Source organism: Micromonospora sp. CNZ309 (assembly GCF_002846525.1).
On record NZ_PJNG01000001.1, the window covers coordinates 6,237,852 to 6,254,533 of the forward strand.

A 16,682-nucleotide genomic window follows, 5' to 3' on the forward strand; every position below is an offset into this window, starting at 1 on the left:
CGCCCACCGGCGCCCGCGCCCCCGGTGGTAGCCGAAAACACCCCGACCGGCAGGTGCGCGTCGTCAGTCGAACAGCAGGGTGGCCGCGACCGCCACCATCACGACGGCCACCGTCCCGTCGATGATCCGCCAGGCCACCGGGCGGGCCAGCACGGGCGCGAGCCGGTGGGCGGCGGCGCCGATGACCGTGAACCAGACCACGCTGGCCAGCGCGGCGCCCGCGCCGAAGACCCAGTGGTGCGGGTGCTGGCGGGCCACCCCGCCGAGCAGCAGCACGGTGTCGAGGTAGACGTGCGGGTTGAGGTAGGTGAACGCGAGGCAGGCCAGCAGCGTCGCCCCGAGCGTGGCCGGCGGCCGGTCGGCGGGGGAGAGCGCGCCGGGGCGCAGCGCGCGGCGGGCGGCCAGTGCGGCGTACCCGAGCAGGAACGCGGCGCCGAACCACCGGACGGCGGTGAGGGCGGCGGGGTGCTCGGCCGTGGCGCCGCCCATGCCGGCGATGCCGAGCGCGATCAGCAGCGCGTCGGACCCGGCGCAGACGGCGACGACCGGCAGGACGTGCTCGCGGCGCAGGCCCTGCCGCAGGACGAAGGCGTTCTGCGCGCCGATGGCGGCGATCAGCGCGATGGCGAGGGTGAAGCCGGCGGCGGCGGAGCCGGCCACGGAGCTGCTGAGGATGTCGGGCACGCACCGAGGCTACGAGCCGCACGGGATGCAGCCCAGCTAAGGATTCTCATCACGGTTAAGCTCGGCTTCATCATGCTGGACACCACGCAGCTCCGGACGTTCGCGGCGGTGGTCCGCGAGGGCAGCTTCGAGGCGGCGGCGCGGTCCCTGCACGTCACCCCCTCGGCCGTCAGCCAGCGGATCAAGGCGCTGGAGCAGGCCGTCGGGCAGGTGCTCGTCCGGCGGACGAAGCCGTGCGGGGCCACCGACGCGGGTCGGCCGCTGCTGCGGCTGGCCGGGCAGGTCGCCCTGCTGGAACGCGAGGCGCTGGACGCCGCCCGACCCGCCGTCGGCGGGCCGGTGCCCACCCGGGTGACGGTCGTGGCGAACGGGGACTCGCTGGGCACCTGGTTCGTCGGCGCGCTGGCGCGACTGCCGACCGAGCTGGCGCTCCTGTTCGACGTCCGCCGCGACGACGAGCACCACACCGCGGAGCTGGTCCGCGACGGCACGGCGATGGCCGCCGTGACCGCGCAACGCGAGGCCGTGCAGGGCTGCCGGGTGGAGCGGCTGGGCGCCATGCGGTACGTCGCGCTGGCCGAGGCGGGGTTCGCCGCCCGGCACTTCCCCGACGGTCTCACCGAGGCCGCCCTCGCGTCCGCGCCGGCGATGGCGTTCGACCGCAAGGACCAGCTCCAGCAGCGGTTCGCCCGCACGGTCACCCGGCGCCGGCTCGACCCGCCGATCCACTACGTCCCGTCCTTCGACGGCTTCAACGAGGCGGTGCGGCTCGGGCTCGGCTGGGGGATGGTGCCGGAACGCGTCGCCCGCGCCGACATCGCCGCCGGGCGCTGCGTCGACCTCGGCGCCGGGCGGCACCTGGACCGCCCGTTGTACTGGCAGCACTGGCGGGTGGCATCCACCACCCTGGAGGCGTTGACGGCCGCCGTCCGGGCGGTGGCCGCCGCCGAGCTGCGCTGACGCCGACCCCACCCGGTCTCCGCGGTGCGCCCGGCACCGGGGCGGCGGGTCAGGCGATGGTGCAGATCGCCGCGCCGGCGGTGATGACGGCGCCGACCTCGGCCGCGAGGCCGCTGACCGTACCCGCCTTGTGGGCGTGCAGCGGCTGCTCCATCTTCATCGCCTCCAGCACCACGACCAGGTCACCCTCGGCCACGGTGTCGCCGTCGGCGACCGCGATCTTGACGATGGTGCCCTGCATCGGGGAGGTCAGCGCGTCGCCGCTGACCGCGACGCCGGCCTTGGCCCCGCCGCCCCGACGGGCCGGCTTGCGCGCGGCGGGCGCGGCGGTGGCCGTACCCCCGCCGAGGCCGGCGGGGAGGCTGACCTCCAGCCGCTTGCCGCCGACCTCGACCACGACGGTCTCGCGCTCGGCCGGCGCCTCGGCGGTGCCGGCGGCGGCGGTGAACGGCGGGACGGTGTTGTCGAACTCGGTCTCGATCCACCGGGTGTGCACGGCGAACGGCTCGGCGGTGTACGCCTCGTCCCGGACCACCAGCCGGTGGAACGGCAGCGCGGTGGCCATGCCCTCGACGACCATCTCGTCCAGGGCGCGGCGGGCCCGCTCCAGCGCCTCGGTACGCGTCTCGCCGGTGACGATCACCTTGGCCAGCAGCGAGTCGAAGTTGCCGCCGATCACGTCGCCGGCGGAGATGCCGGTGTCGACCCGGACACCGGGACCGGTGGGCAGCCGCAGCGCGGTGACCGTGCCGGGCGCGGGCAGGAAGCTGCGGCCCGGGTCCTCGCCGTTGATCCGGAACTCGATGGAGTGCCCGCGCGGGGTCGGGTCCTCGGTGAGGCGCAGCTTCTCGCCGTCGGCGATGCGGAACTGCTCGCGCACCAGGTCGATGCCGGCGGTCTCCTCGGTGACCGGGTGCTCGACCTGGAGGCGGGTGTTGACCTCCAGGAAGGAGATGGTGCCGTCGGCGCCGACCAGGTATTCGACCGTGCCGGCGCCGTGGTAGCCCGCCTCCCGGCAGATCGCCTTGGCGCTGTCGTGGATCTGGGCGCGCTGCGCGTCGGTGAGGAACGGCGCGGGGGCCTCCTCGACGAGCTTCTGGTGCCGGCGCTGGAGCGAGCAGTCGCGCGTGCCGACCACGATCACGTTGCCGTGCTGGTCGGCCAGCACCTGTGCCTCGACGTGGCGGGGCTTGTCGAGGTAGCGCTCGACGAAGCACTCGCCCCGGCCGAACGCGGCGACCGCCTCGCGGGTGGCCGACTCGAACAGGTGCGGGATCTCCTCCATGGTGCGGGCGACCTTGAGCCCGCGCCCGCCGCCGCCGAAGGCGGCCTTGATGGCGACCGGCAGGCCGTGGTCGACGGCGAACGCCAACACCTCGTCGGGGCCGCCGACCGGGTCGGGGGTGCCGGGCACCAGGGGCGCGCCGGCGCGCTGGGCGATGTGCCGGGCCGTCACCTTGTCGCCGAGGTCCCGGATCGCCTGCGGGGTGGGGCCGATCCAGGTCAGCCCGGCGTCGATGACGGCCTGGGCGAAGTCGGCGTTCTCGGAGAGGAAGCCGTAGCCGGGGTGCACCGCGTCGGCCCCGGCCTTCGCGGCGACCTCCAGCAGCTTGTCGATGCGCAGGTACGTCTCGGTGGCGGTGTCCCCGCCGAGCGCGTACGCCTCGTCGGCCAGCGTGGCGTGCAGGGCGTCCCGGTCGGAGTCCGCGTAGACGGCGACGCTGCCGAGGCCGGCGTCGCGGCAGGCGCGGATGACGCGGACGGCGATCTCGCCGCGGTTGGCGATGAGTACCTTGCGCACCTTGCTGGCTCCTCCCGGAGGGTCACTGACCGGGAGTGTATCGGCCACCGTGTCGGCCCTAACGATCGCTCAGTGTGGGATGCCGCACTGTCTTCCGCCACCCTAGTCAAATTTGCCTATTACGCTCGTCCGGTGTCTGCCACGCGAATGATGATTCTCGGCCTGGTGCGCTGGATGCAGCCCGTGCACGGCTACGACGTGCGCCGCGAGCTGCTCAGTTGGAACGCCGACAAGTGGGCGAACGTGCAGCCCGGGTCGATCTACCACGCCCTGCGCAAGCTGACCCAGGAGGGGCTGTTGCGCGCGGTGGCCACGGAGCAGGTGGGCGCCCGTCCGGCCCGCACCACGTACGAGGTGACCCCGAAGGGGGAGGAGGAGTTCGAGTCGCTGCTGCGCGGCCTGTGGTGGCGGCTGCACGAGCCGCCGGATCCGTTCACGGCGGCGTTCTCCTTCCTCCCCGCGATGCCGCGCGAGGAGGCGGCGGCCGCCCTGCGCAACCGGGCGAACCTGCTGCGCGCCGGTGTCGAGTGGATGCGTACGTCGTTGAGCTCTGGCTGGATGCGTGAGACCAAGCCGGTGCACGTGGGGTGGATGTTCGAGCTGTGGACGGCCCGGTCCGAGGCGGAGATCTCGTGGTGCGAGCGGATCGCGGAGCGGATCGAGTCGGGGGTGCCGTACCTGCCCGAGGGGCTGGAGCGGGCGCAGGGGTGGCAGGGCTGGGAGGAACGGCTGCCGCCCCGGGGCACGATCGACGAATAATCAACGTTGACCATAAAAGTTATATCGCGTTAGCCTGCCCGGGACGCCACGGGGGAGCATGCCGTCCGGCGTCGTCTCCGAGGGACAACAGGTGGCCGGTGGCACCGGCCCGGACGACCAGGAGCAGAGATGATCGAGACCAGAGGGTTGCGGAAGTCCTTCCGCTCCCGAGAGGGTCGCCAGACGAAAACCGTCGACGCGGTGCGCGGCGTGGACCTGAAGGTCGCCGAGGGGGAGATCTTCGGCTTCCTCGGCCCCAACGGCGCCGGCAAGACCACCACCCTGCGGATGCTGGCCACGCTCATCGAGCCGGACGGCGGCGAGGCCACCATCGCCGGGGCCGACCTGCGCAAGGACCCGGCCGAGGTGCGCCGGCGCATCGGCTACGTCGCCCAGGGCGGCAGCACCTGGGACGAGTCCACCGCCCGGGAGGAGTTGGTCCTGCACGCCCGGATGTACGGCATCGGCAAGGCCGACGCGCAGCGGCGGGCCGCCCGCGCCCTCGACGCCTTCCAGCTCACCGAGTACGCCGACCGCAAGTGCAAGACCTACTCCGGCGGCCAGCGCCGGCGAGTGGAGATCGCCCTCGGCATCATCCACGAGCCGAAGATCGTCTTCCTGGACGAGCCGACCACCGGCCTCGACCCGCAGAGCCGTGCGCACATGTGGGACGAGATCCGGCGACTGCGTACCGACGGCATGACCGTATTCATCACGACCCACTACCTGGAGGAGGCCGACGCGCTCTGCGACCGGATCGCGATCATGGATCACGGCGAGATGGTCGCCGAGGGCACCCCGGCCGACCTGAAGCGCGAGATCTCCGGCGACGTCGTACTGGTCGGGCTCGACGCCACGGCCACTCCGCAGGCCGCGCAGTTGCTCGACGGCGAGCCGTACGTCAACAAGCTGGAGACCGTCGACGAGGGCGGGCTGCGCCTCTACGTCGACGAGGGCGCGACCGCCATCCCGCAGATCCTGCGCCGGGTGGACGGCGCCGGCCTGGCGCTCAGCTCCATCGAGCTGCACCGGCCCAGCCTCGACGACGTCTTCCTCACCAAGACCGGCCGCTCGCTGCGCGAGTCCTGAGCCCAGACCGGAGAGATCTGATGAAACTCGCCCGTGACACCTGGCTGATCTTCCAGCGCCAGCTCCAGCTGCTGCTGCGCAACCCCGTCTGGGTCTTCGTCGGCGTCTTCCAGCCGGTGATGTACCTGCTGCTCTTCGCCCCGCTGCTCAAGCCGGCGCTGAACGCGCCCACCCAGGCGGAGGCCTACAAGATCTTCGTACCGGGCCTGCTGGTGCTGCTGGCCATCTTCGGCGGCCTGTTCCAGGGCTTCGGCCTGATCGCCGAGCTGCGCGCCGGAGTCATCGAACGCTCCCGGGTCACCCCCGTCAGCCGGCTCGCCCTGCTGCTCGGCCGCTCGCTGCGCGACGTGGTGTCGCTCATCGTGCAGGCGGTCATCATCACGCTGCTCGCGCTCCTGTTCGACCTGCGCGTCTCCCTCGTCGACCTGCTGCTGGCGTACCTCATGCTGGCCCTGATCGCGCTGATGACCTCGGCCGTCTCCTACGGCATCGCGCTCAAGGTCAAGAGCGAGGACGCGCTGGCCCCGCTGATGAACACGGTGGCCCAGCCCGTGCTGCTGCTCTCCGGCATCCTGCTGCCGCTGACCTTCGCCCCCGGCTGGCTCCAGGGCATCGCCGAGTGGAACCCGTTCTCCTGGGCGGTCGACGGCACCCGGGCCCTCTTCGCCGGCGAACTCGGCGACGACAAGGTCTGGCAGGGCCTCGGCATCATCGCGGTCCTCGCCGCCGCCGGCGTCGTCTGGGCCGCACGGCAGTTCGCCCGCAGCGTCCGCTGAGCGCGGGTCCCCCTTCCTGACGGCGGGGAGAGTTGCCTCTCACCAGGGGCGGGGCGCCAGTCCGACGCTTGTAGCGTGAGGCCGGTGCCCCGCCTCACCCGTGACCGGCTCACCTGGCTGACCTACGCCCAGCTCGGGCTGTGGGGCTTCTTCCTCTACGGCTTCGGGCCGGTCGTGCCGCTGCTCCGCGACGAACAGGGCACCTCGGCGGCCGTCGCCGGCCTGCACAGCACCGGCATCGCCGTCGGCGCGCTGGCCGGCGGAGCGCTCTTCGCACCTCTGGCCGGCCGCCTCGGCCGGGGCCGGGCGATCTGGATCGGGCTGGCGGGCGTGGCGGCCGGCGTCGCCGCCCTGGGCGTCGTCCGCGCCCTGCCCGCCACGATCACCGCCGTAGCCGTGATCGCCACCTTCGGCATGCTGGTGATCAGCGGCGTGTCCGTGGTGCTCACCGACCGGCACGGCGCCGGCGCGCCCGCCGCGCTGACCGAGGCCAACGCCGTCTGCGCCGGCGCCGGCATCCTCGCCCCGCTGGTCATCGGCGCCAGCGTGGACGCCGGCTGGGGCTGGCGACCGGCGATGGCCGTCGAGATCGGCCTGATCGCGCTGGTCGCGCTCGCCGCCCTGACCTTCCGCGTACGCCTGCCGCGACCCGCCCCCGCTGCCGCGGCTCCCGGCGATCCGCCGGCCACCGACCCGGCCGCCGCCGCCCTGACCGTCCCCGCCGGTGTCGACGTGGCCTCGGGTGCGGCTGTGGGGTCGGCGGTCGCCGTTGGTGTCGACGTGGCCTCGGGTGCGGCCGTGGGGTCGGCGGTCGCCGCTGCCTCGGCCCCGGGTGTCGGCGTGGCGCCCGACGCCCAGCGGTCGGGTCGGCGGCTGCCGCCTGCCTACTGGATCGCCTGGGTGCTGATGGCGGTCACCGGCTCGATCGAGGTCTGCCTGTCGCTCTGGACGGCCGACGTGCTCCGCTCGCACGCCGGGATGGCGGCCGGCGGCGCCTCGGCCGCCGTCGCCGCGATCGTCTGCGGCATGTTCGTGGGCCGGCTCGCCGGGGGCCGGCTCGCCCTGCGGTACCGGCCCGTGCCGCTGCTGCTGGCCGCGCTGGGCGTGTCGCTGGCCGGGTTCACGCTCTTCTGGATCGCGCCGGTCGGCTGGCTCGCCGTCACCGGCCTGGTCGTCCTCGGCCTCGGCAACGCCCTGCACTACCCGCTGGCGATCTCGATCGCGCTCGCCGTCGCCGGGCCGGCCGCGGACCGGGCGGCCGGCTATGCGTCGTACTCGATGGGGGTGGGCTTCGGGATCGCGCCGGTCGTGCTCGGCTGGGTGGCCGACGGCGTCGGACCGCACCTGGCCTTCCTGCTGCTGCCGGCCTTCATCGCGGCAGCCGCGCTGCTTGCCGCCCGCCTGGGCCGCGCCCTGCGCCCGGCCCCCGCCTGACGCCGAGCGGCGCCCCCGTGGATCTTCGGTTCCCCTGGATCTTGGTAGGGAACGGCCCCTCCAGGGGCCTTTCCCTACCAAGATCGCGCAGGGCGAGGCGTCAGTGCACCCGGGCCAGGGTGAGGCCGTCGGCGATCGGGAGCATCACCGCGTCGACGCGGACGTCGGCGAGCACCTCGTCGTTGAACGCGGCGATGGCCCGGTCGTCGGCGTTCTGCGGGGCGATCACCCGGCCCCCGCGCAGCACGTTGTCGACCGCGATCACCCCGCCGGGGCGCATCCGGGGCACCAGTTCCGCCCAGTAGATCGGATAGCCGGTCTTGTCGGCGTCGATGAACGCGAAGTCCAGGTGCCGCTCGTGGGGCAGTTCGCGCAGCGTGTCGCCGGCCGGGCCGATGCGTAGCTCGATGCGGTCGTCCACGCCGGCGCGGGCCCAGTAGCGCCGGGCGATCCCGGTGAACTCCTCCGAGATGTCGAAGCAGGTCAGCCGCCCGCCCTCGGGCAGCCCTCGCGCGATGGCCAGCGACGAGAGGCCGGTGAACGTGCCCACCTCGACGGCGTGTCGTACCCCCAGCAGCCGGGTGAGGAAGGTCAGGAAGGCGGCCTGCTCCGGCGCGACCTGCATCTGCGCGTCGTTCGGCAGGGCCGCGAGGGTCTCCTCGGCCAGGTCCCGCATGATCTCGTCCGGCGGCGCACCGCGCGAGACCAGGTACGCGTGCAGTTCCGAGGTGAGCAGGATCGACTTGGTGGTCATGAACTGACGCTAATCGAGCGGCTCGACCGTCTGGTTGCCGGGCGCGACCTTCGTCCACAAATCCGTCAGCCGCAGGTCCAACTCGGCGAGGAGGCGGCGCAGCACCGGCAGGCTGAGCCCGATGACCGTGCTCGGGTCGCCCTCGATGCGCTCCACGAACGGCCCGCCCAGCCCGTCGATGGTGAAGGCGCCGGCCACGGCCAGTGGCTCGCCCGTGCCCACGTACGTGGCGATCTCGTCGTCGCTGACGTCGGCGAAGTGCACCACGGTCGATGCGACCGCCTCGGCCCGCCGCCCGGCCGCGACGTCGATCAGGCAGTGCCCGCTGTGCAGCACACCGCTGCGCCCGCGCATCCGCTCCCAGCGCCGGGTGGCGTCCGCCGCGTCGGTCGGCTTGCCGAGGATCTCCCCGTCGAAGGCCAGCACCGAGTCGCAGCCGATCACCAGCGTCCGCTGGTCGTCGGCCGGCCGCAGCCGGGTGAGCACGGCCTGCGCCTTCATCCGGGCCAACTCCAGGCAGAGTTCCTCGGCCCGCTCGGTGACCACGAGGGACTCGTCGACGCCGCTGACCAGCACGTCCGTCTCGATCCCGGCGGCTTGGAGAATCTTGCGGCGGGCAGGGCTGGCGGACGCGAGCACGAGGCGGAGCGGCAAGGACTTCGGCACGTCGCCGACGTTACCGGCTGACCGCAGCGACCACGCCCCCGGCGGGCCGTGTCGGCCTGTTGCCCGCGCCGTGTTGCGGGCTCCTCCGCCCGTCGGTCGTCAGGGCTGCTCAGCGACTGATGCGCGGCGGCGGGTCGTCGCCCCGACGACGTCGACGGGCGACGAACGCCCACGCACCGCCGGCCGCCACGATCACACCGAGAGTGACCAGGCCACGGGCCGTCGCCGCGTTGTCTTCGTCGTCCGCCGGCTCCGCTACCGCCGCCGTGGTCGCGGCGGTGGGGGCCGGCGCGCTCGCCGTCGCCGAACCGAAGCCCAGCGGCGGTACGTCAGCAGTCAACGCCGCCACCAGGTCGATGACCCCGTGCCCGTACTCGTCGTCCCGCCCCGGGGGGCCCTTGTCGATCGCGGTAGCCGTGAGCCTGTGCGACACCTCGGAGGCAGGCAGGTACGGATACCTTGATCTGATCAGTGCTGCGGCTCCCGCGACGATGGCAGTGGAGTCCGAGGTTCCTGTACCTTTCCGGTACTTGCCGTCCACGCTCGTGCTGTAGATATCGACCGCCGGAGCAACTATATCGACTTCCGCGCCTGTCACTGATATGGCTGCGTGCCGTCCGCCTCGGTCTATCCCGCCAACCGCGACTACGCCTGGCTCTCGGGCGGGATAAGCAACGGTTCGATCATTTGGAAGGTTTCCCGCACCGGCAACGACTACAATATTGGACGCGAGGGCTTTCCTTACGGCCTGTGTGAGGCGCGGGCTAGTGCCTCCTCCGCTGGATACGCTGATTACGTCCGCGCCCTCAGTGATCGCTATTTCTATCGCTAGAGCGAGATCGTCGGCGTCGCCAAGATTGTCGGCCGAGGACGACATAATAGGGAGAATCTTGGCCTTAGGAGCCACACCGAGCGCCCCCTTGCTCAGGGGTCTGCCGTGCGCGGCGATCAGCCCCGCCATTCCTGTACCGTGCCCATTCAGGTCTTGCTGACCGTTGCCGCTGCCGCCAGCAATGACGTCTGTGCCGGTGAGCAGGTTGTTGCGCAGATCGGGATGGGCGTAGACGCCGGTGTCTGGTACGGCGACAACTACTCCTTCGCCACGAGTTATGAGATGTGCTTGGGTCACCTTCAAGTATCGCAAGTGCCACTGGTCGCCTCGGATGCGATCAACGCCGAATGGCTGAGGCGCATGATTCGAGAGGACGATTTTGTCGGCGGGAACTGTTGACGTCGACGCACTCAGCATCAGCGCGCCCAAAATCGCTCTTATTTTCACCTGTCAAGGCCGATAGCTGGTCCTGGGTCGATCGGCCCCTCCTCAGCGGGCGGTCCTACGACCGGAGGGCCTCCCTTATCTGTTTCCCAGGGTTGGTCTGGATCCCAGCGACGTGTTTCGTCGGGCTCCGGACGCCTGCCTCGTCCGGCTACACCATTCGGGCTGCCAATCCCTGCCACACCCCCAAGCAGAGTACCCCCGTTGGGCAGCATTCCGTGGGAACTTCCAAGCCCTCGGCCCCCACCAGGTCGGGAGCCCGCCCCGCCTGTCGGTGCAGTGCCCGCGCCGCCACCCCCGATTACGCCCCCGATCGGATTGACTCGTCGTGGTGGTTGGTTGTTGCCTGCACTGGGTTGGCCTAGCCCTATCCCGGGTGTTCCCCCGATCAAGCCGCTAGGTGGCAATGCCCGGTTTGAAGATGGCTGCGCCGGGTTTGCTTGGCTGCCAGCGCCTCTCGAGATGGGGCGACTCAACGGGCTTTGTTGCGGGGCAACGGCACTGGGCCGGCTGATTCCGGTCGATAGCGGAGGCATCCCTCCAGTTACTGAAGGTGGATTGGGTGATGCGGGCGGGGTGGCGGTTGGCAGCCCAGGGCTGGCTGGTGCCAGCCCAGCACCAGCGCCACCTAGGACGGGGCCAGCGTTCGGCGCGACAGGGGTTTGGACAGGCCGAACAGGCGCAGTTGGTGAGCGGACCGATGATGCACCGATTGATGTCGATACTGGTACAGGGATGATTGGTGGGATGGCTGGCGCGGTTCCTCCGCCGTAAACCTCGGTGGACCCAGGGTCAACTCCGGGGCGTGGTGGCCTGACAGGGGGTGGTTGGCGGAGCATTACTTGGGCCTGTTGGAGTTCGTTGCTGAGGCCGTACATGATGCCGCGCGCTTGGACGTTGAGTCGTTCCAGGTCGGCGTCGGTCACCGGACGGTCGGGGACCCGGCTGCCCATGGCTGCCTTCGGGTCGGCGAGCGTCGCGTCGTACGTCTGCTTCTCCTGGACCTTGACGGCGTACGTCTCGTAGATCTTCTTGAGCTCCGCGCGGGTGGTGCTGATGGCCTGCGTGGCGGCGGAGAGCACGGTGTAGTTGGCGCTGGCGGCGTCGTGCGTGCGCTGCACCTTGTCGATCAGCTCGTCCAGCTCCCGGACGTACGCCCGGGCGGCCTCGTTGGTCTCCGGAGGCCAGGCCTCGGCCAGCCCCTTGCGGTATTCCTGGAGCCGGCTCAGGTGGGCCCGCGCGAGGTCGCAGACCTTGCGCCAGCCGGCGACCTGCTTCCAGTGGTTGGTGGTGTCGTGGTCCTGGAGGCAGGCCCACATGCTGGCGACGTCCATCAGCCGCCAGTCGGTGAGGGCCGACGTGCGGCCACCGGTGCCTCGCTCGATCATGGGAGCACCACCGGACCCCGCACCTGCCCCGGCACGGGCTCCGGCCCGGTGGGATCGGGTAGCACCGGCGGCGCGCCGCGAGGCGCCGTGGCGGCCGGGTTGGCGAGGGCCCGCTCGACGTCGGTCACGCGCGCGGAGGCGAAGGCGTCGGACCCGGTGTAGTTGGTGGCGACGGTGCCGGCGGCCGTGGCCAGGTGGCCGGTGGCGTCGCGGACGCCCCAGACCATGTCGGCGGTGGCCTGCTGGGTCTCGTGGTGGGCGCGCAGGAAGTTGACCAGCTCGATGAACGCGTCGGCCGGGTTGGGCACCGGTGCGGTCATGTCCTCGGCGATGTACGACAGGTGTGGGGCGTAGTTGCGTTCCACCTCGGCCTGGAGCTTGTCGGCGAACTCGCGGAGCTGGCGGATGTCGGCCTCGATGCTGCCGTAGCCGCGGAGCCAGGACGCTGGACCGTCCTCTTCGGGGATCATCGCCCCTCCCTGCCCGTCACTGTGCCGTTTCCCTGAGTGAGGTTAATGGGTCCCCGGGCATGTCGGCAGCCCCGCCCCGACCGGCACCGGTCACCCTGCGGTCGCGTAGGGGCGCCGAGCTGCGGTGATCCGTACGGAAAGGACGGAAAAGGTCAGCGGGGCAGGCCGGACGCCCGCCACGCGCCGGGGCCGGCGACCGCCGCTGCGGGCCGGCCGGAGCGCGCCCAGGCGGACGCGGCGACCGGAGGGGACGCGGCGGCCGGGCGGGACCGTACGACGATCGCGCCCACCAGCGCGGCCAGTTCCTCGGCGGTGGGGACCCCACGGACGACCCGGAACAGCGGCTCTTCGGCAGACATGGCGCCAGCGTACGCGCCGGAGAGGTTGACCTGAACCGCACAGTGGCGTGCCGGCGGTGTGAGCGTCGCCGGCTCCGGGTACCGTCTGGGCGATGTCGAACGCGCTGCCCCAACTCGTCGCTGACCGATACCGGCTTCTGTCGCCGCTCGGTCAGGGTGGCATGGGTCGGGTGTGGAAGGCGCGCGACGAGGTGCTGCACCGGGACGTGGCGATCAAGGAACTCGTCCCGCCGCCCAGCCTCACCGACGAGGAGCGCCGCGAGATGCGGGAGCGCTCGCTGCGCGAGGCCCGCGCCATCGCCCGGCTCAACCACATCAACGTGGTCCGCATCTTCGACGTGCTGCGTACCGACGGCGACCCGTGGATCGTCATGGAGTACGTGCCGTCGAAGTCGTTGCAGGACACGCTCGCCGAGGACGGTCCGGTGACGCCGGCGCGCGCGGTGGAGATCGGCCTGGGCGTGCTGGCCGCGCTGAAGTCGGCGCACAAGGCCGGCGTGATGCACCGCGACGTCAAGCCCGGGAACGTGCTGCTCGGCGACGACGGCCGGGTGGTGCTGACCGATTTCGGTCTCGCCACGATCCCCGGCGACCCCAACGTGACCCGCACGGGCATGGTGCTGGGGTCGCCCGCGTACATCTCGCCGGAGCGGGCCCGCGAGGGCACCGCCGGGCCGGAGGCCGACCTCTGGTCGCTGGGCGCCACCCTCTACGCGGCGGTCGAGGGCAAGTCGCCGTACGCGCGGCCGTCGGCGATCGCCACCCTGGCGGCGCTCGCCACCGAGCCGATGCCGCCGCCGAAGAACGCCGGGCCGCTCAAGCCGGTGCTCAACGGCCTGCTGCGCAAGGACCCCAAGGAGCGGATCACCGCCGAGGTCGCGGAGAAGCTGCTGCGCCGCGCCGGTGGCAAGCGCACCCGGACCATCCCGCTGCTCGACGGCGTACGCCGGCCGGGGCCGAACGGTCCGCGTGAGCCGCGCCCACCGTTGGTGCCGGCGCCCCGCCCGGCCGAGGGCGCGTCCGACAGGCCCGTCAGCCCGCCGGCTCCGCGTGCGCCCCTGGCGGCGGCCGGTGCCGGTGCCGCCGCTGCGTCCACCGCCGAGGACCCCACGGCGGCGGTCTCCTCGGACGCCGCGCCGACGGCCAAGGTCGGAGCCTCCACGTCGGACCCGGCCCCGACCGCGAAGGTCGACCCGCCCAAGCCGGCGCTCGACGACACGAAGGCCGACCCGGCGCCCCGGAAGCCGGCGAATCCCACCTCGGTGATGCCCGCGCCGGTGAGCCCGCCGTCCGGTCGGGCGGCGGTCGTGGCGTCCGACGGTACGAAGCCCGACAACACCCGCCGCAACGTGCTGATCGGCGTGCTGGTGGCGCTGCTGTTGCTCGGCTTGGTGGTGGTCGTGCCGATGCTGACCGGTGGCGACGGTGGGGACGGCGGCGGCACACCGCAGGCCGACCCGACCGGCGCGGCGACCTCGCAGGGGCAGCCGCCGCAGTCCTCCGCGCCGGCCCCGCCCACGAGCGCCGCGCCGAGCCCGACGCCGTCGGCCACCCCGTCGCCGACCCCGGACGCGCTGCCGGCGGGCTGGAAGCTGCACAAGGACCCCGCCGGCTTCGCGCTGCCGATCCCGGCGAACTGGGTGCGCCGCAACGCCGGGCAGAACACCGTCGTCTTCGACGAGCCCAACGGGGTGGGCGAGCTGCTGATCCAGTGGACCAACACGCCGGAGTTGGACGCGTTGGCCGACTGGAAGGAGAAAGAGCCGGATCGCAGGAAGTACGTAAACAGCTACCAGTACGTCGACATCACGAGCTGCGACGGCTTCTGGAAGACCTGCGCGGACTGGGAGTGGCTGGAGACCCGCGACGGCACCCGGATCCACGTCCGCAACCGGGGCTTCGTCACGGCCAAGAACCGGGGCTACGCCCTGCGCTGGGAGGTCGCCGCGAAGGACTGGCAGGCCAACCTGGCCAACTTCGACCGGATCGCCGAGGGCTTCGTGCCCGACCGCAAGGACTGACCCGCGGGATTCGCGCCCGTTGCGAGATCGACTCGCATGACCTTCCGCCGTACGGGGTATCTGACCTGCACGACGGAAGGGAGGGTACGACATGGGTTACCGACGCAGGGACGCCCGGCCCCGAGTGGCACTGTGGATGCTCGTGGCCCTCGGCGACATCGTCCTGCTGCTCGCCGCCGCCGGCCTGCCGCTGCTGTTCGCGCTGCTCAGCGTCGTCACCGTCACCCTCGCCGGGGTGGGCGTCCGGCGCTTCCCCCGGCGCAACGCGCTCGCCCGCGAGAATGCGGCGACGGTGCCCGTGGCGGCCCGACGGCGGGTCTGACACCCGCGACGCGACGTGGCGGCAGCGGGACCGGTTGTCGACCGTACGGTCACAACCGATCCCGCTGCCGCCAACCGCCTCCCCAGGCGATTCAGGCTCAGGTGTTGTTGGCCAGGGCGATCAGCCGGCTCCGGTCACCGTTCCAGTGGTTGCGATCGACCCCGCCGCTGATTCCGGCGACGCTGCCCCGGTCGGTGTACTGCCAGAAGCTCCAGAACGGCGCCCCGGCCGGCAGGGTGCCGACCGTGCTCGACCAGCGGGCGATCCAGAGCGGGTGGTTGGCCCACGGCGCCGTCCAGTTGCCGGTGCACTGGTTCCACCAGCTCGTGGTGGTGTAGATGACGGCGTAGCGGCCGGTGCGGGAGCGGTAGGTGTTCAGGAAGTCCTGCACCCAGGCCCGCATGCCGGAGGTGGTCTTGCCGTAGCAGTAGCCGCCGGCGTACGGGTTGGCCTCGAGGTCCAGCGCGGCCGGGAGGGTGCGGCTGTCGGCCGACCAGGCGCCGCCGTTGGAGGCCAGGTAGTTCGCCTGCACCGCCCCGGAGGAGATGTTGGGCCGGGCGAAGTGGTACGCGCCCCGGATGACGCCGGCGTTGTAGGCGGCCACGTAGTTCGTGTTGAACCTCGGGTCCTTGTAACTGGTGCCCTCGGTCGCCTTGATGAAGGCGAACTGGATGCCCGCGTTGCGGACGCTGGTCCAGTTGATGGCGCCCTGGTAGTGGGACACGTCGATGCCGGGTGTGGTGGCGGCCGCTGCGGGGGTCGCGGTCGCGACGAGCCCCGCCGCCGCGGTGGCGAGGGCCGCGAGGGTGGCGGCCAGCAGCCGCCGCACGGATGTTCCGGTACGGGTCATGGATGCCTCCAAGGACGCCGGACTTAATAGACGTTCATCTTTGGAGGTAAGTGCCCCGGATGGCAAGGGGAGCTAAGGAATTCTTCATGAACGGCGGAAGTCGACCACCGGGCCGAGCATGCGTCGCCGCCTCGGCGCAGCGCGGCCGGGTCGACGCGCCAGCGGACCGGCTCCCGCACGTGACACGACACCGACTGGGGCCGCCTGCTCGGGGCAGGGCTCACGGGCAGGCACGGGCCGACGACCACGCAGCGACACAGGTCGGGGCCGGTAGGCTCGCGCCCCATGGTGTCGATCGACGGGCTCGGCGGTCTCTGGGACAAGTTGTTCGCGGCGCAGCCGGACCCACCGCCCCTGCTGGTGCTGCTGACCGCCGCCGCCGCGCTGGTGGTCGTCTCCACCCGGTTGCCCTGGCGGATCGCCCGCAACGCCATCACGATCGCCCACGAGGGCGGGCACGCGCTGGTCGCCCTGCTCACCGGCCGCCGGCTGCAGGGCATCCGGCTGCACTCCGACACCTCCGGGCTCACCCTCTCGGCCGGCCGACCCACCGGCCCGGGGATGATCCTCACCCTGCTCGCCGGCTACGTCGCCCCGCCGCTGGTGGGGTTGGCCGGGGCGTGGCTGCTCGGCGGCAACCGGATCACCCTGCTGCTCTGGGTCGCCGTGGCGCTGCTGCTGGCCATGCTGGTGATGATCCGCAACGTCTTCGGCGTGATCTCGCTACTGGTCACCGGCGGGGTGGTGCTCGCCGTCTCCTGGTACGCCACGCCGCAGGTGCAGGCGGCGTTCGCGTACGCCGGGGTGTGGTTCCTGCTGCTCGGCGGCGTACGGCCGGTGGTGGAGCTGCAACGGTTGCGCTCGCGCGGCCGGATGCCCGCCTCCGACGCCGACCAGCTCGCCGGCCTCACCCCGCTGCCCGCGTTCTTCTGGGTCACCGTCTTCGCCCTGGTCAACCTGGTCGCGCTCGGTGCCGGCGCGCTGCTGCTGGCCGGCCCGATCCTCAGCGACGCCGGGCTGATGCCCTGACCAGGGCCGACTCCGGGCTGCCGCCGCCGGCCCTGGCCGGGCGC

General features: G+C 72.2%; 16 protein-coding genes. 8 read left to right on the top strand and 8 right to left on the bottom strand.

The window, feature by feature from the left end:
• Positions 1–63 precede the first annotated feature (63 nt).
• Positions 64–660: a LysE/ArgO family amino acid transporter gene (locus tag CLT72_RS26955; RefSeq protein WP_101415410.1), complete on the bottom strand. Its 597-nt coding sequence runs from the start codon at positions 658–660 to the stop codon at positions 64–66.
• 96 nt (positions 661–756) lie between these two features.
• On the opposite strand from CLT72_RS26955, the gene CLT72_RS26960 reads away from it, so the two are divergent.
• Positions 757–1,644, top strand: coding sequence for a LysR family transcriptional regulator ArgP (locus tag CLT72_RS26960; protein ID WP_101414148.1), 888 nt, complete (start codon positions 757–759; stop codon positions 1,642–1,644).
• 49 nt (positions 1,645–1,693) lie between these two features.
• On the opposite strand, the gene CLT72_RS26965 is transcribed toward CLT72_RS26960, so the two are convergent.
• Positions 1,694–3,445, bottom strand: coding sequence for an acetyl/propionyl/methylcrotonyl-CoA carboxylase subunit alpha (locus CLT72_RS26965; RefSeq protein WP_101414149.1), 1,752 nt, complete (start codon positions 3,443–3,445; stop codon positions 1,694–1,696).
• A 147-nt stretch (positions 3,446–3,592) separates the two neighbouring features.
• Between CLT72_RS26965 and CLT72_RS26970 the strand changes: the two genes are divergently transcribed.
• The 4 genes from CLT72_RS26970 to CLT72_RS26985 all read left to right on the top strand — a co-directional run bounded on the left by CLT72_RS26970 (position 3,593) and on the right by CLT72_RS26985 (position 7,503).
• On the top strand, positions 3,593–4,204 hold the full coding sequence (locus tag CLT72_RS26970) for a PadR family transcriptional regulator (protein WP_101414150.1): 612 nt from the start codon (positions 3,593–3,595) through the stop codon (positions 4,202–4,204).
• Positions 4,205–4,333: 129 nt separating this feature from the next.
• Positions 4,334–5,293 carry an ATP-binding cassette domain-containing protein gene (locus tag CLT72_RS26975; protein ID WP_101414151.1) on the top strand — a complete coding sequence of 320 codons (960 nt, stop codon included), beginning with the start codon at positions 4,334–4,336 and terminating at the stop codon, positions 5,291–5,293.
• A gap of 20 nt (positions 5,294–5,313) precedes the next feature.
• Complete coding sequence (locus tag CLT72_RS26980) at positions 5,314–6,069, top strand: ABC transporter permease (protein ID WP_101414152.1); 756 nt, start codon at positions 5,314–5,316, stop codon at positions 6,067–6,069.
• Positions 6,070–6,153: 84 nt separating this feature from the next.
• A complete protein-coding gene (locus CLT72_RS26985) occupies positions 6,154–7,503 on the top strand; it encodes an MFS transporter (protein WP_101414153.1) in 1,350 nt (449 codons plus the stop codon).
• Positions 7,504–7,603: 100 nt separating this feature from the next.
• Here the strand turns inward: CLT72_RS26985 and CLT72_RS26990 are convergent, their stop codons facing one another.
• The 5 genes from CLT72_RS26990 to CLT72_RS27015 form a co-directional block, all read right to left on the bottom strand.
• The gene (locus tag CLT72_RS26990) at positions 7,604–8,257 is read right to left on the bottom strand and encodes an O-methyltransferase (protein WP_101414154.1); all 654 of its coding nucleotides are present in this window, start codon (positions 8,255–8,257) and stop codon (positions 7,604–7,606) included.
• Between the two features lie 9 nt (positions 8,258–8,266).
• Positions 8,267–8,923: a Maf-like protein gene (locus CLT72_RS26995; protein ID WP_101414155.1), complete on the bottom strand. Its 657-nt coding sequence runs from the start codon at positions 8,921–8,923 to the stop codon at positions 8,267–8,269.
• 109 nt (positions 8,924–9,032) lie between these two features.
• On the bottom strand, positions 9,033–10,172 hold the full coding sequence (mycP, locus tag CLT72_RS27000) for a type VII secretion-associated serine protease mycosin (RefSeq protein ID WP_101415411.1): 1,140 nt from the start codon (positions 10,170–10,172) through the stop codon (positions 9,033–9,035).
• Between the two features lie 1,411 nt (positions 10,173–11,583).
• Positions 11,584–12,057, bottom strand: coding sequence for a hypothetical protein (locus CLT72_RS27010; RefSeq protein ID WP_101414157.1), 474 nt, complete (start codon positions 12,055–12,057; stop codon positions 11,584–11,586).
• Positions 12,058–12,209: 152 nt separating this feature from the next.
• Positions 12,210–12,416, bottom strand: coding sequence for an acyl-CoA carboxylase subunit epsilon (locus CLT72_RS27015; RefSeq protein ID WP_089002018.1), 207 nt, complete (start codon positions 12,414–12,416; stop codon positions 12,210–12,212).
• Positions 12,417–12,508: 92 nt separating this feature from the next.
• Between CLT72_RS27015 and CLT72_RS27020 the strand changes: the two genes are divergently transcribed.
• Both CLT72_RS27020 and CLT72_RS27025 read left to right on the top strand, forming a co-directional pair.
• Positions 12,509–14,437: a serine/threonine protein kinase gene (locus CLT72_RS27020; RefSeq protein ID WP_101414158.1), complete on the top strand. Its 1,929-nt coding sequence runs from the start codon at positions 12,509–12,511 to the stop codon at positions 14,435–14,437.
• Between the two features lie 91 nt (positions 14,438–14,528).
• Positions 14,529–14,759, top strand: coding sequence for a hypothetical protein (locus tag CLT72_RS27025; protein WP_089002016.1), 231 nt, complete (start codon positions 14,529–14,531; stop codon positions 14,757–14,759).
• Between the two features lie 97 nt (positions 14,760–14,856).
• Here CLT72_RS27025 and CLT72_RS27030 read toward each other — a convergent pair whose 3' ends face one another.
• Positions 14,857–15,609: a GH25 family lysozyme gene (locus CLT72_RS27030; RefSeq protein WP_101414159.1), complete on the bottom strand. Its 753-nt coding sequence runs from the start codon at positions 15,607–15,609 to the stop codon at positions 14,857–14,859.
• A 285-nt stretch (positions 15,610–15,894) separates the two neighbouring features.
• Between CLT72_RS27030 and CLT72_RS27035 the strand changes: the two genes are divergently transcribed.
• Entirely contained in the window at positions 15,895–16,638 is a 744-nt protein-coding gene (locus CLT72_RS27035; protein WP_101414160.1) for a M50 family metallopeptidase, read from the top strand.
• Positions 16,639–16,682: the final 44 nt, after the last annotated feature.